The following is a 21,982-nucleotide window of genomic DNA, read 5'->3' as shown; positions in this document are numbered from 1 at the left end:
GCTTGCTCGCGAAAAATGGCTGCATCCGATGCAATTTCTGCGTCTGGAAGATTGCCATCGCGAGCAAGCTCGCTCCTACAGGAAGACCGTGAACTCTTTCAGGAAATGACCATGAGCTTTATCACCGAGATCAAAACCTTCGCCGCCCTGGGCAGCGGTGTCATCGGCAGCGGCTGGGTAGCGCGCGCCCTCGCCCACGGCCTGGACGTGGTGGCCTGGGACCCGGCGCCCGGCGCCGAGGCGGCCCTGCGCAAGCGCGTGGCCAATGCCTGGGGCGCCCTGGAGAAGCAGGGCCTGGCACCGGGCGCGTCCCAGGATCGCCTGCGCTTTGTCGCGACCATCGAGGAGTGCGTGAAAGACGCCGACTTTATCCAGGAAAGCGCCCCGGAACGCCTGGAGCTGAAGCTCGAGCTGCACGCCAGGATCAGCGCCGCGGCCAAGCCCAATGCGCTGATCGGCTCCAGCACCTCCGGCCTGCTGCCGAGCGAGTTCTACGAGAGTTCCACCCACCCGGAGCGCTGCGTGGTCGGCCACCCGTTCAACCCGGTGTACCTGCTGCCGCTGGTGGAAGTGGTCGGCGGCAAGAACACCGCGCCAGAAGCCGTGCAGGCCGCGATCAAGGTCTATGAATCCCTCGGCATGCGCCCGCTGCATGTGCGCAAGGAAGTCCCGGGCTTTATCGCCGACCGTCTTTTGGAGGCGCTGTGGCGCGAGGCCCTGCACCTGGTCAACGACGGCGTCGCCACCACCGGCGAAATCGACGACGCGATCCGTTTCGGCGCCGGCCTGCGCTGGTCGTTCATGGGCACTTTCCTGACCTACACCCTGGCCGGGGGCGATGCCGGCATGCGGCACTTCATGGCCCAGTTCGGCCCGGCCCTGCAGCTGCCGTGGACCTACCTGCCGGCCCCGGAACTGACCGACAAGCTGATCGACGACGTGGTCGAAGGCACCGCCGAGCAGCTCGGCACCCACAGCATTTCGGCGCTGGAGCGCTATCGTGATGACTGCCTGCTCGCCGTGCTCGAAGCGGTTAAAACCACCAAGGCCAAACACGGCATGAGCTTCAGCGAGTAACCCTGACGCCCCCTGTAGCCGCTGCCGCAGGCTGCGATAAGGCTCGAAGAGCCTTCCAGGGGCCGCAAGAGCGCGTCTCCTGCGGAGCCGATCGCAGCCTTCGGCAGCGGCTACAGGTTCAGCCCGCCATTTTCGTGAGCCCATGACATGCCCGCACTCACCACCTACACCACCCGCATCAGCCCCGACTGGGTCGATTACAACGGCCACCTGCGGGACGCTTTCTACCTGCTGATTTTCAGCTACGCCACCGACGCCCTGATGGACCAGCTGGGCATGGACAGCAACCACCGCGAAGCCAGCGGCAACTCGCTGTTCACCCTGGAGCTGCACCTCAATTACCTGCATGAAGTGAAGCTCGATACCGAGGTCGAAGTACACACCCAAATCATCGGCCACGACCGCAAGCGCCTGCACCTGTACCACAGCCTGCACAAGGTCGGTGACGACCTGGAACTGGCCGGCAACGAGCAGATGCTGCTCCACGTCGACCTCGCCGGCCCGCGCTCGGCGCCGTTCAGCGAGCCGGTGCTGAACAGACTGCGAGCCATCGCCGCCGAGCAGGCCAACCTCCCCGCCCCCGCCTGGATCGGCCGGGTGATTGCCCTGCCGCCGGAAAAATAACCGCCCATAAACAGGAGCGCACCGTGAATACCTCCACCGTTTTTGCCGACTTCCGCAGTTACCCGTTGATCAGCGCGTTGACCGCCGTACAAGCCCAGGCGGACCGTGTTCAGGTGCAGTGGGCCGACGGTCGCTCGAGCCCCTTTCATCATCAGTGGCTGCGCGACAACTGCCCCTGCGCGCACTGCGTCTACAGCGTGACCCGCGAGCAGGTGCTGGAGATCGTCGACGTCGCCGAAGACCTGGCCCCGGCCGTCAGCCGGATCGACGCCCAGGGCTGCCTGAGCATCGACTGGCAGGACGGCCACCTCAGCCGCTTCGATCCGGGCTGGCTGCGGGCCCACGCCTACGACGATGAAAGCCGCGCCGAGCGCCGCGCGCGTCGCCCGCACAGCCAGTTGTGGGACAGCCGGCTGCACCTGCCGGTGTTCGAGTACCAGGTGCTGATGGAGGACCCGCAGGCGCTGTTGCAATGGCTGCTGGCGGTGCGCGATATCGGCCTGACGCAGGTCCGCGGCGTGCCCACCGAACCGGGGTCGCTGGCCCAGGTCGCCAAGCGCATCGCCTTTATCCGCGAGAGCAATTTCGGCGTGTTGTTCAACGTGCAATCCAAGGCCGACGCCGACAGCAACGCCTACACCGCTTTCAACCTGCCGCTGCACACCGACCTGCCAACCCGCGAGCTGCAACCGGGCCTGCAGTTCCTGCATTGCCTGGTGAACGACGCCGAAGGCGGCGAAAGCATCTTTGTCGACGGTTTTGCCATCGCCGACGCCTTGCGCCGCGAAGACCCCGAGGCGTTTCACGCGCTGTGCGAGATCCCCGTGGAGTTTCGCAACAAGGACCGCCACAGCGACTACCGCTGCCTGGCGCCGGTGATCGCCCTGGATGCGCTGGGTGAGGTCACGGAGATCCGCATGGCCAACTTCCTGCGCGGGCCATTCGAGGCCTCGGTGGACGACATGCCCCGGCTCTACCGCGCTTATCGACGTTTTATCGCCATGACCCGCGAGCCGCGCTTTCGCCTGATCCAGCGCCTCAACCCGGGCGAGCTGTGGTGCTTCGACAACCGCCGCACCCTGCACGCCCGCAACGCCTTCGACCCCGCCACCGGCGCGCGGCATTTCCAGGGTTGCTACATCGACCGCGACGAGTTGCTGTCGCGGATCCTGGTGTTGCAGCGCTAGACCGCGTCGCGTCAATCGCGAGCAAGCTCGCTCCTACAGAGGCGATGTCGTACCCAGCATCGTGCTACGACGCGAACCTGTAGGAGCGAGCTTGCTCGCGAAAAAATGGCCCAGACACCACCTTTCTCCAGGCAAAAAAATCCCCGATCAAGCCGTGACAGGATCGGGGCAGAGGAGGTTTTCTGAGGAGCCGACACGAGGGTGACCAAACCTTCGATGACCGAGCTGGAATCCAGTGTGCCCAGTCGCCTTCAAGCCAAGTTAGCCGAAAACGACCTGTTCATAGGCATCCCGGCCATTGCGACAATTCGCCCTTGCCGACTGTCCGGGTGGCTACCAGAATCGGCTCACGACCACACTCCCTGAACAAGGATAAGAGTCATGATGCACGCGGATCTGATTGACCAGGACGACCTGCTCGGCCAACTGAGGGCCCTGGGTTTTGAAATGCCGGCCGGCGCCACGGCCGACCAGGCCTGCGAGTGTGCGGTGCGCGGCTTGAGCGATGCCCGGGCCAAGGCCCTCAAGGGCATGGTCGAGCAGATGCTCACCGGCAATGCCACCATCCTGCCGGCCGTGCGCCAGGCCATCGACAAACAACTGTTGCCGGCCCTGGCCCAATTCCAGAACAGCCGCGCCTGAGCCTTCGCCGGGAGCGGATCGCGGAGTAGAGTGCGGTGCCTGCACACCAAGGAGCCGCCCCCATGATTCGAATCGAACCCTGCCAGCCAGCCCATCAAGCGGACTGGCTGCCGTTGCGCCAGGCGCTGTGGCCCGACTGTCCGGCCGAGGAACACCGGGACGAAATCGCCAGTTTGCTGGACGACCCGCAGCGCTATATCAACCTGCTCGCTTATACCGCCGATGGGCGGCCAGTAGGGTTGGCCGAGGCTTCGTTACGCCACGACTACGTGAACGGCACCGAGCATTCGCCGGTGGTGTTTCTGGAGGGTTTGTACGTCAGCGCCGAACAGCGGCGCCAGGGCATTGCCGAACGGCTGATCGATGCCGTCGCCCAATGGGGGCGGGATCAGGGCTGCGTGGAAATGGCTTCGGATACCGGCCTGGAAAACCTGGTGAGCCAGACCGTGCACAAGGCGCTCGGTTTCGAGGAAACCGAGCGCGTCGTGTACTTCAGGAAAAGCCTGTGATTACAGCCTGACGCTGGCGAAGGTCGATTCGTTGCGCGCCTGGCTCAGCGAGGACATCGGGCCGGCCAGCACCAGCGCCTGCGGAATCGGCATCATCGCCACCTGTTGGGCGGTGTTGGAGCCCACGCGTTCGTCACGCGGTGGAATGCCGAAGTACTCGCGGTAGCACTTGGAGAAGTGCGGCGTGGAGACAAAACCGCAGACCGAAGCCACTTCGATGATCGACATCGGCGTCTGCTTGAGCAGTTGCCGGGCGCGGATCAGCCGCAGCTTCAGGTAGTAACGCGATGGCGAGCAGTGCAGGTATTTCTGGAACAGCCGCTCCAGCTGGCGACGGGATACCGAAACGTAGACCGCCAGCTCGTCGAGGTCGATCGGCTCTTCCAGGTTGGCTTCCATCAGCGCGACGATTTCCTGCAGTTTCGGCTGGTTGGTGCCGAGCATGTGCTTGAGCGGCACGCGCTGGTGATCCTGCTCGTTGCGGATACGTTCGTAGACGAACATTTCCGAGATCGCCGCCGACAGTTCACGGCCGTGATCGCGGCTGATCAAGTGCAGCATCATGTCCAGCGGCGCAGTGCCGCCGGAACTGGTGAAGCGGTTGCGGTCGAGGGTGAACAGGCGGGTGCTCATGGCCACCCGCGGGAAGGCTTCCTGCATCGAGGCCAGGCATTCCCAGTGCACGCTGCAATCGAAACCGTCGAGCAGGCCGGCGCAGGCCAGGGCCCAGCTGCCGGTGCAGACCGCGCCGAGGCGGCGGGACTGGCGCGCCTGGCTTTGTAGCCACGACACATGTTCGCGGGTCACGGTGCGCTGGATGCCGATGCCGCCGCAGACGATCACGGTGTCCAGGGCGGGGGCTTTGTGCATGGAGGCGTCGGGGGTGATCTGCAGGCCATCACTGGCCCAGACCTGGCCACCGTCGACGCTGAGGGTGGTCCAGCGATACAGCTCGCGACCGGACAACTGGTTGGCCATGCGCAGCGGCTCGACCGCGGACGCCAGGGAAATCAGCGTGAAATTGTCCAGCAGCAAAAAGCCGATGGATTGAGGCGCACGGTTCTGGGGTTGAGCCCCGGAGTTGAACGACGTCATCGCGGTATCTCCTCACACAAAGCAGGTGATGGCCTCAGGCGGAGGCTCTTGTTATTGCCATCGTTCTCACGTGGGAGACGGGCTTTGTGAGGACAGAGCAATTGCCATGCCTAAAATTGAATGGCCATTCAATAACTCCTGAAAACGACGTCGCGATGCGTCTATATAAGCCGTGCGCAATGTGCGGGTTATCAGTGTCGAATCGGCCTGGAAGGGCCCTGGCCCGGTGGCTGTGAGCAAATCGGTAGCACTTGTGGGAACGGCGAGAAACGTCCCGGGAAAAGAGTGTCACCGCAAGCACAGGTGGGCGCTCAGCCGAGGTCAGCGAAAAACCTGACCGATGAGCCTTGGGACTTACCTGTTTGCGACGCTCCAAAAGGTGGCGAGGGCGCCGCGGGGTGTTCAATTTATGAGCAGTAGGCTGGAAACAGGCGGTGGATGATCCGGCGTCATCGCGGGCAAGCCTCGCTCCTACGGAATGCGTTTTGCTGTAGGAGAGAGCGGGCGGCGATCCGACTTGCCTGCGATGGACTGCGCAGCAGTCCCGCTGTTAAAGCATCAACACTCCACAGCGCTGACCGCCAAGCCGCCGCGGGATGTCTCCTTGTATTTGTCGTGCATGTCGGCGCCGGTATCGCGCATGGTGCGGATCACCCGGTCCAGGGAAATGAAGTGCTGGCCGTCGCCGCGCAGGGCCATTTGCGCGGCGTTGATGGCCTTCACCGCGGCAATCGCGTTGCGCTCGATGCACGGCACCTGCACCAGGCCGCCGACCGGGTCGCAGGTCAGGCCGAGGTTATGCTCCAGGCCGATTTCCGCGGCATTGCAAAGCTGCTCCGGCGACGCCCCGAGAATCTCCGCCAGGCCGGCGGCGGCCATGGCGCAGGCGGAACCCACCTCGCCCTGGCAGCCGACTTCGGCGCCGGAGATCGAGGCGTTTTTCTTGCAGAGGATGCCCACCGCCGCCGCGCCGAGGAAAAAGTCCACCACGTTGGCGTCGGTGACGTCCTCGCTGAAGCGCATGAAGTAATGCAGCACCGCCGGGATGATCCCCGCCGCGCCGTTGGTCGGCGCCGTCACCATGCGTCCGCCGGCGGCGTTTTCCTCGTTCACCGCCAGGGCGAACAGGTTGACCCACTCCATGGCGCTCAGGGTCGAGCCGATCACATTGGGTTTGTTCAGTTCCTGCAGGCTGCGATGCAGCTTGGCCGCGCGGCGCCGCACATTGAGCCCGCCGGGCAGGATGCCTTCGTGTTTCAGGCCCTGCTCGACGCAATCCTGCATGGCCTGCCAGAGCTTCATCAGGCCGGCGCGAATCTCCTCCTCCGAACGCCAGACCTTCTCGTTGGCCATCATCAGTTCGGCCACCCGCAGGTTGTGCTTCTGGCACAGGCTCAGCAGCTCCACGGCGCTGGAGAAGTCATAAGGCAATTCGGTGCGATCCAGGTCCACCACGCCGCTGCTGGCCTGGGCCTGGTCGACGACAAAACCGCCGCCCACGGAATAGTAGGTATCGCGGTGCAGCTCCCCGGAGTCGCCTTCGGCCACCAGGGTCATGGCGTTGGGATGGAACGGCAGGTTTTCGTCGATCAGCAGCATGTCGCGCGCCCAGACGAAGGGAATCGGCAGGCGGTTGTCGAGCAGCAGGGTATTGGTTTCGCGCAGGGTCTCGATGCGACAGCCAATCTGCGACGGATCGATCGCATCCGGCCATTCGCCCATCAGCCCCATGATCACCGCGTTGTCGCTGCCGTGGCCGATGCCGGTGGCCGACAGCGAACCGTAGAGCCTTACCTCGACGCGGCGCACCTGGCCCAGCAGGTCTTTCTCGCGCAGGGCCTGGACGAACAGCGCCGCGGCGCGCATGGGCCCGACGGTGTGGGAACTGGAGGGGCCGATGCCGATTTTGAACAGGTCGAAAACACTGATAGCCATGACTGCGAAACTCCTCGATGAGCACACGCCGGGCGCCAAAACGCCCGGTGGCGAAGCTGCTACGCTCAAGCAGTAATCCGCCGAGATACGCGCATCATCAGGCTTTTGCAGTGTCGTTCGACGTCTCACACCGACTCACTCATGCCCACCAACGCCGTGGTCCGCGGACCTGCGGTTCTGGCCGTTTTTTTGCGGTTCAGATGGGCAAAAAGTGCTGAAAAAAGCTGTAAGCGACCTCACCGACACTGGATGCGACCCTCCCTGTACTGGATACGACGCACCCTGTAGGCGTCAGATTTTCACTGGTACATGATCAGTCTCGACTCGATTGCAAGGCACTGTGGTAGAGCTGTCCCACTCGCCCCAACCGCAACACTTATAAGTGCGGTCAGACACACCGCCAGAAAACACCCAGGAGTCCACCCCATGAAAGGTTCCCCGTCGTTGTTGTTGGCCGCCATGCTGAGTCTGCCGCTTCTGGCGCACGCCGCAGAACCGGCGCAATGCAGCACCGTAAACTTCTCCGATGTCGGCTGGACCGACATCACCGTCACCACCGCGACCACCAGCGTCGTGCTCGATGCCCTTGGCTACAAGACCAAGACCACGATGATTTCCGTACCGGTGACCTACAAGTCCCTGGCCGACGGCAAGAACATGGACGTGTTCCTCGGCAACTGGATGCCGACCATGGAAAACGACATCAAGCCCTACCGCGATGCCGGCACCGTGGAAACCATCCGCGCCAACCTGGAGAACGCCAAGTACACCCTGGCGGTCCCGGAAGAGCTGTACAACAAGGGCTTGAAGGATTTCGCCGACATCGCCAAGTTCAAGAAAGAACTGGACGGCAAGATCTACGGCATCGAGCCGGGCAACGACGGCAACCGCATGATCCAGAGCATGATCGACAAGAACGCCTTCGGCCTCAAGGACGCCGGCTTCAAGGTGGTCGAGTCCAGCGAGGCGGGCATGCTGTCCCAGGTCGAGCGCGCGCAACGGCGCAGCACCGCGGTGGTGTTCCTGGGCTGGGAACCGCACCCGATGAACACCCGTTTCAAGATGAAGTACCTGACCGGCGGCGACGAGTTCTTCGGCCCCAACTACGGCCAGGCGACCATCTACACCAATACCCGCAAGGGCTACGCCGAGGAATGCAGCAACGTCGGTCAGTTGCTGAAGAATCTGTCGTTCACCCTGAACATGGAAAGCACCCTGATGGGTAACGTCCTGGACGACAAGATGAAGCCCGAGGCGGCCGCCAAGGCCTGGCTGAAGAAAAACCCCGAGGTACTCGATACCTGGCTCGCTGGCGTGACCACCATTGACGGAAAACCTGGCCTGGAGGCCGTGAAAGCCAAGCTTGCACAGTAAGTCGCTTATGCCGGGCGGGGTCGCCCGCCCGGGCTGTTTATTCCTTGCATGCGGACGTTCAATACCATGCTCATTGATCAGAAAATCCCTTTAGGCCAGTACATCGCTGCCTTCGTCGAATGGTTGACGCAACACGGCGCCAACACATTCGATGCGATCGCATCGACCCTGGAAACGATGATCCACGGCGTGACGTTTGCGCTGACCTGGTTCAACCCACTGGCCTTGATCGGCCTGATTGCCTTGCTGGCGCATATCATTCAACGCAAATGGGGCCTGACCGCCTTCGTCGTGCTGTCCTTCCTGCTGATCCTCAATCTGGGTTACTGGCAGGAAACCATGGAAACCCTGGCCCAGGTGCTGTTCGCCACCCTGGTCTGCGTGCTCATTGGCGTGCCGTTGGGCATCGTCGCCGCGCATAAGCCGATGTTCTACACCATGATGCGTCCGGTGCTCGATCTGATGCAGACCGTACCGACCTTCGTTTACCTCATTCCTACCCTGACCCTGTTCGGTCTGGGCGTGGTACCAGGCCTGATTTCCACGGTGGTGTTCGCCATTGCCGCGCCGATCCGCCTAACCTACCTGGGCATCCGCGATGTACCACAAGAGTTGATGGACGCCGGCAAGGCCTTTGGCTGCTCCCGCCGTCAACTGTTGTCGCGTATCGAGCTGCCCCATGCCATGCCGAGCATCGCCGCCGGCATCACCCAGTGCATCATGCTGTCGTTGTCGATGGTGGTGATCGCGGCCCTGGTGGGCGCCGATGGCCTGGGCAAACCCGTGGTCAACGCACTGAACACCGCCGATATCGCCCTGGGCTTCGAAGCAGGCCTGGCAATCGTACTGCTGGCGATCATGCTCGACCGTATCTGCAAACAACCCGAAGCCAAAGTAGGGGGTGACGCATGAGCATAATCCGCTTCGATAACGTCGACGTTATCTTCTCCAAGGATCCACGCGAGGCGCTCAAGCTGCTGGATCAGGGTATGACCCGCAACGATATCCTGAAAAAGACCGGCCTGATCGTCGGTGTGGAAAAGGCCAGCCTGGACATCGAGAAAGGCGAAATCTGCGTGCTGATGGGCCTCTCCGGTTCCGGCAAGTCGAGCCTGCTGCGCTGCATCAACGGCCTCAACACCGTCAGCCGTGGCAAGCTGTTCGTCGAGCATGAGGGCAAGCAGATCGACATCGCTTCCTGTACCCCGGCGGAACTGAAGATGATGCGCACCAAGCGCATCGCCATGGTGTTCCAGAAGTTCGCCCTGATGCCCTGGCTGACCGTTCGCGAGAACATCAGCTTCGGCCTGGAAATGCAGGGCCGGCCGGAAAAGGAACGGCGCAAGCTGGTGGACGAGAAACTCGAGCTGGTGGGCCTGACCCAGTGGCGCAACAAGAAGCCCGACGAACTGTCCGGCGGTATGCAGCAACGTGTCGGCCTGGCCCGCGCCCTGGCGATGGACGCCGACATCCTGCTGATGGACGAACCCTTCTCCGCCCTCGACCCGCTGATCCGCCAGGGCCTGCAGGACGAACTGCTGGAACTGCAACGCAAGCTGAGCAAGACCATCGTGTTCGTCAGCCATGACCTCGACGAGGCCCTGAAGCTGGGCAGCCGCATCGCCATCATGAAAGACGGGCGGATCATCCAGTACAGCAAGCCGGAAGAAATCGTGCTGAACCCGGCGGACGACTATGTGCGCACCTTCGTCGCCCATACCAACCCGCTCAACGTGCTCTGCGGCCGCAGCCTGATGCGCACCCTGGACAACTGCAAACGCATCAACGGCTCGGTGTGCCTGGACCCGGGTGGCGACTCCTGGCTCGACCTGGCCGAGGGCAACACCATCAAGGGCGCACGCCAGAACGGCGCCAGCCTCGACCTGCAGAACTGGATCCCGGGCCAGGCGGTGGAAGGCCTGGGCCGCAAGCCGACCCTGGTGGACTCCAACATCGGCATGCGCGACGCGCTGCAGATCCGCTACCAGACCGGCAACAAGCTGGTGCTGCATGACAACAACAAGGTGGTGGGGATCCTCGGCGACAGCGAGCTCTACCACGCGCTGCTCGGCAAGAACCTGGGGTAATAGCGACACGCAAACAAAAACGCCGCGACATCGATCGCGGCGTTTTTGTTTTATCGGAAATAAAGGGTGCAGGTTTGCTCCCTGTTGCGGGAGCGGGTGTTGCGCTGGATCAGGGATGGCGCTTCGCGAGCAAGCTCGCTCCTACAGGTCAAATGCAATCCTTGTAGGAGCGAGCTTGCTCGCGATACAGGCGACGCGGTGTAACAGGGCTACACCGCGCCTCTCACGTCTTAGCTGTAGACCCGGCCAAGGAGCTGCCGATGGCTTTCGAACTGATCGAGCACGTCACGGGTGATCTGCTCCTGCGTGAAGCCCATCAAGTCGTATTCCTGGCTGCCGTTGTGCAGGTAGACCTCGGCGCGGTAGTAGCGCGCACGCTCTTCGGGCGCATCGGCCGATTCGCTCGGCGCCGCCAGATAGCCGTCCAGGCTCACTTCATAAACGAAAGGGTTGCCCTCTTCCATCTCGATCCGCACGCCCATGCAACGCTTGGACTTGCCCAGCAGGGTTTGCACATCCAGGCCCTGGTTGCGCAGCTGGGTCGCGGCTTCTTCCAGTGCCGGCGTCACGTGCTTGTCCATGAAACGCTGGACCACCGCCTGGGTCGGCTGCAGGTCCAGCTGGGTCAGGCGCTCGCTGAAACCACGACGACCACGGGCCGCCAGTTCCGCCTGTTCCTGTTCGATCTGCGTGTCCTGGCGCATGGCCTTGTGCAGGCCGAACATGAAGCACACCAGCACCACCGAGAACGGCAGGCCGGCCAGCACCACCATGGTCTGCATGGCTTCGAAGTTACCGGCGAACAGCAGGCCGACGGTCACCAGGGTGATCACCACCGACCAGAAGATCCGCAGCCAGTGCGGGGCGTCTTCGTCGACGTTGCCGCCCTTGCAGGACAGGTTGGCCATCATCACCGCGCCGGAGTCGGCCGGGGTCAGGAACAGCACGAAGCCGACGAAAATCGACACGCCGATGACAATCTTCGACGCCGGGTAATGATCCAGCAGTTGGTAGATCGCCATGGACGGCTGTTCCAGCGCCGTCTTGCCGAGCTCCACCGCGCCATGGTTCATCACCAGGTCCAAGGCCGAGTTACCGAACACCGACAGCCAGGCCAGGGTGAAGCCCAGCGGAATCAGCAGCACGCCCGCCACCAGTTCGCGCACGGTACGGCCGCGGGAAATACGCGCGATGAACATGCCGACGAATGGCGCCCAGGAAATCCACCAGGCCCAGTAGAACAGGGTCCACAGGCCCAGCCAGCGGTCGGACTTGGCGCTGTCGCCTTCGTACACATAGAGGTCGAAGGTCTTGAGCACCACACCGTTGAGGTAATCGCCGACGTTTTGCACGAAACCGTTGAGCAGGTGCAGGGTCGGACCAAACAGCAGCACGAAGATCAGCAGGCCGCTGAACAGCACGATGTTCAGGTTGGACAGGCGGCGAATGCCGTTTTCCACACCGGATACCGCGGCGATGGTGGCCACGGTGCTCATGACGATGATCACGATCAGCAGGTTGGTGTTGCTGTGTTCCATGCCGAACAGGTTTTCCAGGCCGGAAGACACCTGCATCGAGCCGATGCCCAGGTTGGTCACCAGGCCCAGCAGGGTCACGAACATGCCGAAACCGTCCACCGCGTGGCCGGCCGCGCCCTTGACCCAGCGCTCGCCCACCAGCGGGTACAACGCCGAACGCAGCGCCAGCGGCTGGTTGTGGCGGTAGGCAAAGTAGGCCACGGCCAGGCCGACCAGGGCATAGATCGCCCAGCCGTGCAGGCCCCAGTGCAGGAACGTCAGTTGCAGCGCCGAACGCGCGGCCTGGTTGCTGCCCGGTACGCCTTCAGGCGGATTGAAGTAGTGGTCCAGCGGTTCGGAAGCACCGAAGTACAGCAGCGAAATGCCGATACCGGACGAGAACAGCATGCCGGCCCAGGCGCCATAGCTGAAATCCGGAGTGTCTTGCTTGGTCCCCAGCTTGAGCTTGCCGTAGGAGGAAAACGCCAGGCCGACGACGAAGACCAGGTAGGCGGCGATCACCACCATGTAGTACCAGCCGAAGCTGCGGGACAACCAGGCCTGGGCAATGCCGAGCAGTCTGCCGGCCTCTTGCGGGGCGATGATCAGAATGGCGGTCAGCAGCAGGATCAGCGCGGTGGAGGTGTAGAACACCCAACCGTTGACCCGCACCTTTTCCGGTGGGGTCTTTATAAGAGAGGCAGAACTCATGGCACAGATGCTCCAGGCAGTGCGAGAGAAGAACACAAGGCAACACGGCACCCGACCAATCGGTTAGTTGGCAGCCGACCGACGGGTGATATAAAGACACCCCGAAAAAAGCCCGAACCCGCAGGGGTTGCGTTGAGAACCAGCGTCGAAGGCCTTGTGCAAACGTGCAGTTCGTCACCTGGCCTTAAGCGTCTTGCCCATTCAACACATCCGTCCTCGCTGGCTCACGCTATGCCCTGCTTGGGTTTCAGACTTTTTCGGAGGTCGCTTTTCCGCCATCTACACGCAGGAAGGACCTGGAGGCAGCGACGATTTGTCGCAGATCTTATTCTTTGTTGATTGAACGTTCAATCAAAACAAAATAGACTGGCCCTCACGCCGGTAGCCGTTTCACGACTGCCAGCAGGCCTAAGGAGATGTGCAAGATGCCCAAGGTCGGTATGCAACCCATACGCCGCCAGCAGTTGATCGAAGCCACGTTGCTGGCGGTCGATCAGGTCGGGATGGGGGACGCCAGCATTGCGCTGATCGCCCGTTTGGCCGGTGTCTCGAACGGCATCATCAGTCACTACTTTCAGGACAAGAACGGCCTGATCGCCGCCACTGCGCAGTATCTGATGAGTGTCCTCAGCGAGAACGTCACCGCGCGCCGTCAGGCGCTGGAGGACAGCAGCCCGCGGGCGCACCTCCAGGTGATCATCGAAGGCAACTTCGACGCCAGCCAGGTCAATGGCCCGGCAATGAAAACCTGGCTGGCCTTCTGGGCCACCAGCATGCACCACCCGTCTTTGCACAGGTTGCAGCGGATCAACGATCACCGCCTGTATTCCAACCTGTGCTGTCAGTTCCGCCGCGTCCTGCCGCTGGATGATGCACGCAGCGCGGCGCGAGGCCTGGCAGCCCTGATCGACGGTTTGTGGTTGCGCGGCGCGCTGTCGGGAGACGCTTTCGACACCGAGCAGGCGCACCGGATCGCTTACGAATACATGGATTTCCAACTGGCTAAGCAGGAGCGCTAGAGCACATTACAAGACGCTCGGCCCCCTGAACCGCCACTGACCAGCGCGCCCAGGCTACACGGCGCGCCCAGTGGTCAACGCCAACCACTCATGCACTTGCGAGGACTATCAACATGGCCCGTTTCGAACTGCAAAAACTCTACATTGACGGCGGCTACACCGACGCCGGCAGCGACGCCACCTTCGACGCCATCAATCCGGCCAACGGTGAAGTCCTCGCTCAAGTGCAACGTGCGACTAAAGAAGACGTCGAGCGCGCTGTCGTCAGCGCCGAGAAAGGCCAGAAGATCTGGGCCGCGATGACCGCCATGGAGCGTTCGCGCATCCTGCGTCGCGCCGTGGACATCCTGCGCGAGCGCAACGATGAACTGGCTGCCCTGGAAACCCTGGACACCGGCAAGGCCTACTCCGAAACCAAGTATGTCGACATCGTCACCGGCGCCGACGTGCTGGAATACTACGCGGGCCTGGTACCGGCCATCGAAGGCGAGCAGATCCCGCTGCGCACCACTTCGTTCGTCTACACCCGTCGCGAGCCGCTGGGCGTCGTGGCCGGTATCGGCGCGTGGAACTACCCGATCCAGATCGCCCTGTGGAAATCCGCGCCAGCCCTGGCGGCCGGTAACGCGATGATCTTCAAGCCAAGCGAAGTCACTTCGCTGACCACCCTGAAACTGGCCGAGATCTACACCGAAGCCGGCGTTCCGGCTGGCGTGTTCAACGTCCTGACCGGTAGCGGCCGCGAAGTCGGCACCTGGCTGACCGAACACCCGCGCATCGAGAAAGTCTCCTTCACCGGCGGCACCGATACCGGCAAGAAGGTCATGGCCAGCGCTTCCAGCTCCTCGCTGAAAGACGTGACCATGGAACTGGGCGGCAAGTCGCCGCTGATCATCTTCGACGACGCCGACCTGGATCGCGCCGCCGACACCGCGATGATGGCCAACTTCTACAGCTCCGGCCAGGTCTGCACCAACGGTACCCGCGTCTTCGTACCGAGCCACCTGAAAGCCGCTTTCGAAGCCAAGATCGTCGAGCGCGTCGCACGCATTCGCGTTGGCAACCCGGAAGACGAAAACACCAACTTCGGCCCGCTGGTCAGCTTCGCCCACATGGAAAGCGTGCTGGGCTACATCGCCAAGGGCAAGGAAGAAGGCGCCCGCCTGCTGTGCGGCGGCGAACGCCTGACCGACGGCGCATTCGCCAAAGGTGCTTTCGTGGCGCCGACCGTGTTCACCGACTGCACCGACGAGATGACCATCGTTCGCGAAGAAATCTTCGGCCCGGTGATGAGCATCCTGACCTACGAAACCGAAGAAGAAGTGATCCGTCGCGCCAACGACACCGACTTCGGCCTGGCCGCCGGTGTGGTAACCCGTGACCTGAACCGCGCGCACCGCGTGATTCATCAGCTCGAAGCCGGTATCTGCTGGATCAACGCCTGGGGCGAATCCGACGCCAAGATGCCGGTCGGCGGCTACAAGCAGTCGGGTGTTGGCCGTGAGAACGGGATCAGCTCGCTGAACAACTTCACCCGCATCAAATCGGTACAGGTCGAGCTGGGCGACTACGCCTCGGTGTTCTAAGGCGAAATTCGCTTCGCCTGCGAGGCCGCCTTCGCGGGCAAGCCTCGCTCCTACAGAAGCACGCAAATCTCCTGTAGGAGCGGAGCTTGCCCGCGATCGAGTGCTCAGCACTCGCCATGGCCAGACCTGACCAACTCCAAAGAGGGTGCATTCAATGTCCCAAGAATACGATTACATCATCATCGGTGCCGGCTCCGCCGGTAACACCCTGGCGACCCGTCTGACTGAAGACGAAGGCGTCACCGTGCTGCTGCTCGAAGCCGGCGGCCCGGACTACCGTTTCGACTTCCGCACGCAGATGCCGGCCGCCCTGGCGTTCCCGCTGCAAGGCCGTCGCTACAACTGGGCCTACGAGACCGACCCAGAGCCACACATGAACGGTCGCCGGATGGAATGCGGCCGTGGCAAGGGCTTGGGCGGCTCCTCGCTGATCAACGGCATGTGCTACATCCGCGGCAACGCCATGGACTACGACGGCTGGGCAAAACTGCCAGGCCTGGAAGACTGGGCCTACCTGGACTGCCTGCCGTACTTCCGTAAAGCCGAAACCCGCGACATCGGCCCGAACGACTACCACGGCGGCGAAGGCCCGGTCAGCGTGACCACGCCGAAAGCCGGCAACAACCCGCTGTTCCACGCCATGGTCGAAGCCGGCGTGCAGGCCGGTTACCCGCGTACCGAAGACCTCAACGGCTACCAGCAGGAAGGTTTCGGCCCGATGGACCGTACCGTGACGCCTAAAGGCCGTCGCGCCAGTACCGCCCGCGGTTACCTCGACGTGGCGAAAAAACGTTCGACCCTGAGCATCGTCACCCACGCCCTGACCGACAAGATCCTGTTCGAAGGCAAGCGTGCCGTTGGCGTGCGTTACCTGGTCGGCTCCGCCGAAGAGCGCGTCGAAGCCCGTGCCCGCAAGGAAGTGCTGCTGTGCTCCGGCGCCATCGCCTCGCCACAGATCCTGCAACGTTCCGGCGTCGGCCCGGCCAAGCTCCTGGAAAGCCTGGACATCCCGGTAGTCCACGACCTGCCGGGCGTCGGCGAGAACCTGCAAGACCACCTGGAACTGTACCTGCAGTACGCCTGCACCCAGCCGGTCTCGCTGTACCCGTCGCTGCTCTGGTACAACCAGCCGGCCATCGGTGCCGAGTGGCTGTTCAACGGCACCGGTATCGGCGCCAGCAACCAGTTCGAAGCCGGCGGCTTTATCCGCACTCGCGAAGAGTTCGAATGGCCGAACATCCAGTACCACTTCCTGCCGGTGGCGATTAACTACAACGGCAGCAACGGTGTGCAGGAGCACGGTTTCCAGGCGCACATGGGTTCCATGCGTTCGCCAAGCCGCGGCCGGATCCAGCTCAAGTCGAAGAACCCGCGCGACTACCCGAGCATCCTCTTCAACTACATGGCCACCGAGCAGGACTGGCAGGAATTCCGCGACGGCATCCGCCTGACCCGGGAAATCATGCAACAGCCGGCGCTGGACGCCTTCCGCGGCCGCGAAATCAGCCCGGGCATCGAGGTGCAGACCGACGAGCAGCTGGATAAATTCATCCGCGAGCACGCCGAAACCGCGTTCCACCCATCCTGCTCGTGCAAGATGGGCACCGACGAAATGGCCGTGGTCGATGGCCAGGGTCGCGTGCATGGCATGCAGGGTCTGCGCGTGGTCGATGCCTCGATCATGCCGATCATCACCACCGGCAACCTGAACGCGCCGACGATCATGATGGCCGAGAAAATCGCCGACAAGATCCGTGGCCGCCAGCCACTGCCGCGCAGCAAGGCCGCCTACTACGTGGCGGGCGATGCCCCGGTACGTGGCAAGCCGGTACGTGAAGTGAGTGCTACCGCGCAGTAACTTCGAACGGCGCCGATCGCAACGATCGGCGCCTTTTTGCTGTATCCGGCCTGTAGCCGCTGCCGCAGACTGCGATCGGCGGCGCAGCCGACGTAAACCAGCCACCACGGTTCACCAGGCAAGAACCCGATTGCCGAATCACAGCCCTTGGCCACGACTACAGTTCTCCAACATTTCCCTGCGCCTCCCTGCTTGATACCGCCCACCGCACGGGCCTAATCTAGGCGCTCGCAGCATTCCCCAGCACCTTTTCCGACCTGGCTTCAAAGCCCTTCGGGCTTTATCGCGAGCAATCGAGCGTCGACCGGCTGCTCCTACAGAAAAACCCTGGCCCGACGCCCGCTTGCTCTCGATAAGGCCTGCAACAGCCAGACTGTTCACATGGAGGTTCCTCAGATGTTCGATTTCCACCCCCAGCTCAAGCAGCGCTTCGCTGCCTTGCGCACGGGCGCCGAATTCTTTTCCCTGCGCTACGTGCGCGAATCCGGCCAGTACCTGTCGGTGCGCAAGAACGTCGCGGAGCCGCCGAGCCTGAGCCGCGACGAGGGCGCGATGCTCACCGTGCGGGTCAATGGCGTCGAGGCTTACGCCGCCACCAACGACCTGTCGCAAAGCGGTCTGCAGGCCGCGCTGCAACGCGCCGAGCAACAGGCCCGGCTGATCGCCGCCCATGCCCTGCTCGACCTGCGCGAACAAGCGGTGTCCAGCGACCGCGGCGACTACTTCTCGCCCAACCTCGACCAGCCCTTTCCCTCCCTGAGCGACTGCTACCAGTTGCTTGGCGACGAGTCCGCGGCCGTGCCCAGGGACGAGCGCCTGGTGAACTGGCAGGTCAGCCTCGGCCTCACCCACGTCGAGCAGATCTACCTCAACAGCGCCGGCGCCGAACTGCGCCAGGCCCAGCGCTTCGTCTACCCGGGCATGGACGTCACCGCCTACGACGGCAGCGACAGCCAGACCCGCAGCCTGGGTCGCGAGAACTTCGGCCAGCAGGGCGGCGCCGACGTGATCAGCCGCTGCGGGCTGATCGGCGCCGGAGCCCAGGTCGCCGACCAGGCGCTGCAATTGCTGCTGGCGCCCAATACGCCCCAGGGCCCGCGCGACCTGTTACTGATGCCGGACCAGATGATGCTGCAGATCCACGAATCCATCGGCCACCCGCTGGAGCTGGACCGTATCCTCGGCGACGAGCGCAACTACGCCGGCACCAGCTTCGTGAAAAGCAGCGACTTCGGCAGCCTGCAATATGGCTCCAGCCTGCTCAACGTGACCTTCGACCCGGACATTCCCGAGCAGTTGGCCAGCTACGGCCATGACGACGACGGCACGCCCGCCAGCAAGCAGTTTCTGATCAAGCAGGGCCTGCTGCTGCGCCCGCTGGGCGGCGCGCTCTCGCAATTTCGCGCCGGCCTCGACGGCGTGGCCAACAGCCGCGCCTGCAGCTGGAACCGCCCGCCCATCGACCGCATGGCCAACCTCAATATCGAGCCCGGCGACCAGCCGCTGGCGCAACTGATCGGCGGTATCGAGAACGGCATCCTGATGTCCACCAACCGTTCCTGGTCCATCGACGATGCGCGCAACAAGTTCCAGTTCGGCTGTGAGTGGGGCCAGTTGATCGAGAACGGCGAACTCAAGGGCGTGGTGAAAAACCCCAACTACCGGGCGATTTCCGCGCACTTCTGGAAAAACCTCAGCGCCGTCGGCGACGCCAGCACTTTCAAGGTCCTGGGCACGCCGAACTGCGGCAAGGGCGAACCGAACCAGGTGATCCGCGTCGGCCATGCCTCGCCGGCCTGTGTGTTCAGCCATGTCGATGTATTTGGAGGAGATGCCTGATGAGTACGTCCCTGAATCAGGCCGAGCAGTTCCAGGCTTTGGTGGGCTGGCTGCGCGATGCCGTGCGCGGGCCCGAACAGTTCACCCTGAGCTACGCCGCCGAGTCTTCGCAGTTCATCCGTTTCAACCACGCCAAGGTGCGCCAGGCCGGGCAAGTGCAGCAGGCCAGCCTCGGCTTCAAACTGATCGACGACGGGCGCCATGCCGACCTCGAGATCACCCTCGCCGGCGACCCGCAGGTCGATATCCAGCGCCTGGCCGAAGGCCTGCAACAGTTGCGCGAGACCCTGCCGCTGCTGCCCCGGGACCCGTACCTGCTGCTCAACCCCGATGCCTGGAACACCCACAATGTGCAGGAGCACCCGCTGCCCAGCAGCGAGCAGGTGGTGGCCGAAATCGGCCAGGCCGCCGCCGGGCTGGACCTGGTGGGGTTCTATGCGGCAGGTCCCATCAGCCGTGGTTTTGCCAGTTCCTCGGGAGCCTTTGGCTGGCACCAGGCCAACAGCTTCAACTTCGATTTCAGCCTGTTCCACGAAAATGGCCAGGCCGTCAAAGCCAGCTACGCCGGGCACGAATGGAGCAGCCAGGGTTTTGCCCAGCGCTTCCAGCAGGCCCGGGAACAGCTGGCGTTTCTCGGACGACCGTTGCGCACCCTGGCGCCCGGGCAGTATCGCGCCTACCTGGCGCCGGCGGCCCTGGAAGAAATCATGGGCATGCTGAGCTGGGGCGGGTTTTCCGCACAGTCCATCGCCAGCAAGCACAGCCCGCTGCAAAAGCTCTATGCCGGCGATGCCAGCCTGAGCCCCCTGGTGTCGCTGGACGAGCAGGTCAGCGACTCGTTGAGCCCGGCGTTTTCCGACGAAGGCTACCCGCGCAGCGACCTGTCGCTGATCGCCGGCGGCGTCGCCCAAGGGCAACTGATCAACTCGCGCAGCGCCGCCGAATACAGCCTGGCCACCAACGGTGCCGGCAGCGGCGAATACCCCAGCGCGTTGAACATGGCGCCCGGGCAGTTGTCGCAGCAGGAGATTCTCAAGCAACTGGGCACCGGCCTGTACATCAGCAACCTGTGGTACCTGAACTACTCGGACCAGCCGGCGGCGCGCCTGACCGGCATGACCCGCTTCGCTACCTTCTGGGTGGAGAACGGCGAGATCCAGGCTCCGGTCAGCACCATGCGTTTCGATGACAGCGTCTACAGCCTGCTGGGTTCGCACCTGGAAGGCCTGACCCGGGAGCGCGAGCTGCTGCTGTCGGCCAGTACCTACAGCCAGCGCCAGACTGCCTCGGCGCAATTGCCGGGCGCGCTGGTGAGCCGGCTGACGTTGACCTTGTAACCGCTGTCGCACGCAAATCTCGCTCCTACGGGATGGCGTCTGTAGGAGCGAGGCTTGCCCGCGATGCGGTTGCAGGGGGGATAGGTGTTCACAACAAGAAAGAGGTCCCATGCCCAACCGTGCCGAACTTGACGCCACCACCGCCCGCTGGCTGCCGTGGGTGGTGGCCATCGCCTTTTTCATGCAATCCCTCGACGGGACCATCCTCAATACCGCCCTGCCGGCCATGGCCCGCGATCTGGCGGAAGATCCGTTGCGCATGCAGGGCGTGGTCATCGCCTACATGCTCACCGTGGCGCTGCTGATCCCGGCTTCCGGCTGGATCGCCGACCGTTTCGGCACCAAGAAAATCTTCTTCGGCGCCATCCTGCTGTTCAGCATCGGCTCATTGCTCTGTGCCCTGTCCAACTCCCTGAGCATGCTGGTCGGCGCCCGGGTGATCCAGGGCCTGGGCGGCGCCCTGATGCTGCCCGTCGGCCGGCTGGTGGTGCTGCGCGCCTACCCGCGCTCGGAACTGGTGCGGATCATGGGTTTCATCACCATTCCCGGGCTGCTCGGCCCGCTGATCGGCCCGACCATGGGCGGCTGGATGGTGCAGTACCTGACCTGGCACTGGATCTTCCTGATCAACCTGCCGGTGGGCGCGATCGGCTGTTATGCCGTCTGGCGCTTCATTCCCGACCTGCGCGGCAGCGAGCGCACGCGTTTCGACGGCCTGGGCTTTTTGCTGTTCGGCGCGGCGATGGTGCTGATCACCATCGCTATGGAGGGCCTGGGCGAACTGCACCTGCCGCACCTGCGGGTGATGTTGCTGCTGTTCGGCGGCCTGGCCTGCCTCGCGGCCTACTGGCTGCGGGCCGGGCATATCGACAACCCGCTGTTCGCGCCTTCGCTGTTCAAGGTGCGGACCTTTGCCGTAGGCATCCTCGGCAATCTGTTCGCCCGCCTCGGCAGCGGCGCCCTGCCGTTCCTGGTGCCCTTGCTGCTGCAAGTGGCCCTCGGTTATTCACCGTCCCAGGCCGGGATGAGCATGCTGCCGCTGGCCGCCGCGGCGATGCTCGCCAAGTCCATCGCCCGTCCGCTGATCGAACGCCTGGGCTACCGCATCGTCCTCACCGGCAACACCCTGGCGCTGGGGATCATGCTCGCCAGCATGGGTCTAGTGACGGAACAGACGCCCTACCCGCTACTGCTGGGCATGCTGGCGGTGCTGGGGGCGATCAACTCGCTGCAGTTCACGGCGATGAACACCGTGACCCTGATCGACCTCGACGACGCTTCCGCCAGCAGCGGCAACAGCCTGCTGTCGGTGGTGGCGCAACTGTCCCTGAGCCTGGGGGTGGCCTGCGCCGGCGCGCTGCTCGGCGGCTTCACCGCCGAAGTCGGCAACGATGGCGTGAACACCGTGCTCGGCGCCTTCCAGCTGACCTTCCTCACGGTGGGGATCATGGCAATGCTGGCGGCGGCGATCTTCCTGCAGCTGTCGCCCAGGGACGGCCGACGGGCGAAGAAGGTCCAGGAGCATATCGAGCACTGAGCCGCATCGGATAAAACATGCAGCTCGATTGACGTCGGCTGCGCCGCC

At 63.4% G+C, this 21,982-nt stretch carries 17 protein-coding genes; 14 read left to right on the top strand and 3 right to left on the bottom strand.

Going from position 1 to position 21,982, the window contains the following annotated elements; all coding sequences use genetic code 11:
- Positions 1-111: 111 nt before the first annotated feature.
- The 5 genes from AC07PQ_RS17580 (at position 112) to aac(6') (ending at position 4,039) form a co-directional block, all read left to right on the top strand.
- Positions 112-1,077 carry an L-carnitine dehydrogenase gene (locus AC07PQ_RS17580; RefSeq protein ID WP_493185964.1) on the top strand — a complete coding sequence of 322 codons (966 nt, stop codon included), beginning with the start codon at positions 112-114 and terminating at the stop codon, positions 1,075-1,077.
- A gap of 147 nt (positions 1,078-1,224) precedes the next feature.
- Positions 1,225-1,701: a thioesterase family protein gene (locus tag AC07PQ_RS17575; protein WP_493185963.1), complete on the top strand. Its 477-nt coding sequence runs from the start codon at positions 1,225-1,227 to the stop codon at positions 1,699-1,701.
- A 23-nt stretch (positions 1,702-1,724) separates the two neighbouring features.
- On the top strand, positions 1,725-2,888 hold the full coding sequence (locus AC07PQ_RS17570; RefSeq protein WP_493185962.1) for a gamma-butyrobetaine dioxygenase: 1,164 nt from the start codon (positions 1,725-1,727) through the stop codon (positions 2,886-2,888).
- A gap of 381 nt (positions 2,889-3,269) precedes the next feature.
- A complete protein-coding gene (locus AC07PQ_RS17565) occupies positions 3,270-3,530 on the top strand; it encodes a hypothetical protein (protein WP_007925996.1) in 261 nt (86 codons plus the stop codon).
- A gap of 62 nt (positions 3,531-3,592) precedes the next feature.
- Positions 3,593-4,039, top strand: a complete 447-nt coding sequence (aac(6'), locus tag AC07PQ_RS17560) for an aminoglycoside 6'-N-acetyltransferase (RefSeq protein ID WP_007925994.1) — start codon at positions 3,593-3,595, stop codon at positions 4,037-4,039.
- Here aac(6') and gbdR read toward each other — a convergent pair whose 3' ends face one another.
- Positions 4,040-5,134, bottom strand: a complete 1,095-nt coding sequence (gene gbdR / locus AC07PQ_RS17555) for a choline metabolism transcriptional regulator GbdR (protein WP_007925992.1) — start codon at positions 5,132-5,134, stop codon at positions 4,040-4,042.
- Positions 5,135-5,692: 558 nt separating this feature from the next.
- Entirely contained in the window at positions 5,693-7,069 is a 1,377-nt protein-coding gene (locus tag AC07PQ_RS17550; protein WP_101339330.1) for an L-serine ammonia-lyase, read from the bottom strand.
- A gap of 426 nt (positions 7,070-7,495) precedes the next feature.
- Between AC07PQ_RS17550 and AC07PQ_RS17545 the strand changes: the two genes are divergently transcribed.
- The 3 genes from AC07PQ_RS17545 to choV all read left to right on the top strand — a co-directional run bounded on the left by AC07PQ_RS17545 (position 7,496) and on the right by choV (position 10,530).
- The gene (locus tag AC07PQ_RS17545) at positions 7,496-8,443 is read left to right on the top strand and encodes a choline ABC transporter substrate-binding protein (RefSeq protein ID WP_007925988.1); all 948 of its coding nucleotides are present in this window, start codon (positions 7,496-7,498) and stop codon (positions 8,441-8,443) included.
- A gap of 66 nt (positions 8,444-8,509) precedes the next feature.
- On the top strand, positions 8,510-9,355 hold the full coding sequence (gene choW, locus AC07PQ_RS17540; RefSeq protein ID WP_007925985.1) for a choline ABC transporter permease subunit: 846 nt from the start codon (positions 8,510-8,512) through the stop codon (positions 9,353-9,355).
- Positions 9,352-10,530: a choline ABC transporter ATP-binding protein gene (gene choV, locus AC07PQ_RS17535; protein ID WP_493185961.1), complete on the top strand. Its 1,179-nt coding sequence runs from the start codon at positions 9,352-9,354 to the stop codon at positions 10,528-10,530. Before choW ends, choV begins: the two co-directional genes overlap by 4 nt.
- Positions 10,531-10,760: 230 nt before the next feature.
- On the opposite strand, the gene betT is transcribed toward choV, so the two are convergent.
- A complete protein-coding gene (gene betT, locus AC07PQ_RS17530; protein WP_007925980.1) occupies positions 10,761-12,758 on the bottom strand; it encodes a choline BCCT transporter BetT in 1,998 nt (665 codons plus the stop codon).
- A 425-nt stretch (positions 12,759-13,183) separates the two neighbouring features.
- On the opposite strand from betT, the gene betI reads away from it, so the two are divergent.
- The 6 genes from betI (at position 13,184) to mdtD (ending at position 21,934) form a co-directional block, all read left to right on the top strand.
- Positions 13,184-13,777: a transcriptional regulator BetI gene (gene betI, locus AC07PQ_RS17525; RefSeq protein ID WP_007925978.1), complete on the top strand. Its 594-nt coding sequence runs from the start codon at positions 13,184-13,186 to the stop codon at positions 13,775-13,777.
- Positions 13,778-13,890: 113 nt separating this feature from the next.
- The gene (gene betB, locus AC07PQ_RS17520; RefSeq protein WP_007925976.1) at positions 13,891-15,363 is read left to right on the top strand and encodes a betaine-aldehyde dehydrogenase; all 1,473 of its coding nucleotides are present in this window, start codon (positions 13,891-13,893) and stop codon (positions 15,361-15,363) included.
- A gap of 154 nt (positions 15,364-15,517) precedes the next feature.
- Positions 15,518-17,221, top strand: coding sequence for a choline dehydrogenase (gene betA / locus AC07PQ_RS17515; RefSeq protein WP_493185960.1), 1,704 nt, complete (start codon positions 15,518-15,520; stop codon positions 17,219-17,221).
- A gap of 396 nt (positions 17,222-17,617) precedes the next feature.
- Entirely contained in the window at positions 17,618-19,060 is a 1,443-nt protein-coding gene (locus tag AC07PQ_RS17510; protein ID WP_007925973.1) for a TldD/PmbA family protein, read from the top strand.
- Positions 19,060-20,397 (top strand): TldD/PmbA family protein, encoded by a 1,338-nt coding sequence (locus AC07PQ_RS17505; protein ID WP_007925972.1) that lies wholly within the window; start codon positions 19,060-19,062, stop codon positions 20,395-20,397. Before AC07PQ_RS17510 ends, AC07PQ_RS17505 begins: the two co-directional genes overlap by 1 nt.
- A 16-nt stretch (positions 20,398-20,413) precedes the next feature.
- A complete protein-coding gene (gene mdtD / locus AC07PQ_RS17500) occupies positions 20,414-21,934 on the top strand; it encodes a multidrug transporter subunit MdtD (RefSeq protein WP_337999672.1) in 1,521 nt (506 codons plus the stop codon).
- Positions 21,935-21,982: the final 48 nt, after the last annotated feature.

This window comes from Pseudomonas sp. GW821-FHT09E12, from assembly GCF_059416085.1.
This window is presented reverse-complemented; position numbering and strand designations above follow the sequence as displayed.

Coding starts and splice junctions, on each gene's coding strand:
- AC07PQ_RS17580 (WP_493185964.1), top strand. CDS start 112: ATGAGCTTTATCACCGAGATCAAAACCTTCGCCGCCCTGGGCAGCGGT.
- AC07PQ_RS17575 (WP_493185963.1), top strand. CDS start 1,225: ATGCCCGCACTCACCACCTACACCACCCGCATCAGCCCCGACTGGGTC.
- AC07PQ_RS17565 (WP_007925996.1), top strand. CDS start 3,270: ATGATGCACGCGGATCTGATTGACCAGGACGACCTGCTCGGCCAACTG.
- gbdR (WP_007925992.1), bottom strand. CDS start 5,134: ATGACGTCGTTCAACTCCGGGGCTCAACCCCAGAACCGTGCGCCTCAA.
- AC07PQ_RS17550 (WP_101339330.1), bottom strand. CDS start 7,069: ATGGCTATCAGTGTTTTCGACCTGTTCAAAATCGGCATCGGCCCCTCC.
- AC07PQ_RS17545 (WP_007925988.1), top strand. CDS start 7,496: ATGAAAGGTTCCCCGTCGTTGTTGTTGGCCGCCATGCTGAGTCTGCCG.
- choW (WP_007925985.1), top strand. CDS start 8,510: ATGCTCATTGATCAGAAAATCCCTTTAGGCCAGTACATCGCTGCCTTC.
- choV (WP_493185961.1), top strand. CDS start 9,352: ATGAGCATAATCCGCTTCGATAACGTCGACGTTATCTTCTCCAAGGAT.
- betT (WP_007925980.1), bottom strand. CDS start 12,758: ATGAGTTCTGCCTCTCTTATAAAGACCCCACCGGAAAAGGTGCGGGTC.
- betI (WP_007925978.1), top strand. CDS start 13,184: ATGCCCAAGGTCGGTATGCAACCCATACGCCGCCAGCAGTTGATCGAA.
- betB (WP_007925976.1), top strand. CDS start 13,891: ATGGCCCGTTTCGAACTGCAAAAACTCTACATTGACGGCGGCTACACC.
- betA (WP_493185960.1), top strand. CDS start 15,518: ATGTCCCAAGAATACGATTACATCATCATCGGTGCCGGCTCCGCCGGT.
- AC07PQ_RS17510 (WP_007925973.1), top strand. CDS start 17,618: ATGTTCGATTTCCACCCCCAGCTCAAGCAGCGCTTCGCTGCCTTGCGC.
- AC07PQ_RS17505 (WP_007925972.1), top strand. CDS start 19,060: ATGAGTACGTCCCTGAATCAGGCCGAGCAGTTCCAGGCTTTGGTGGGC.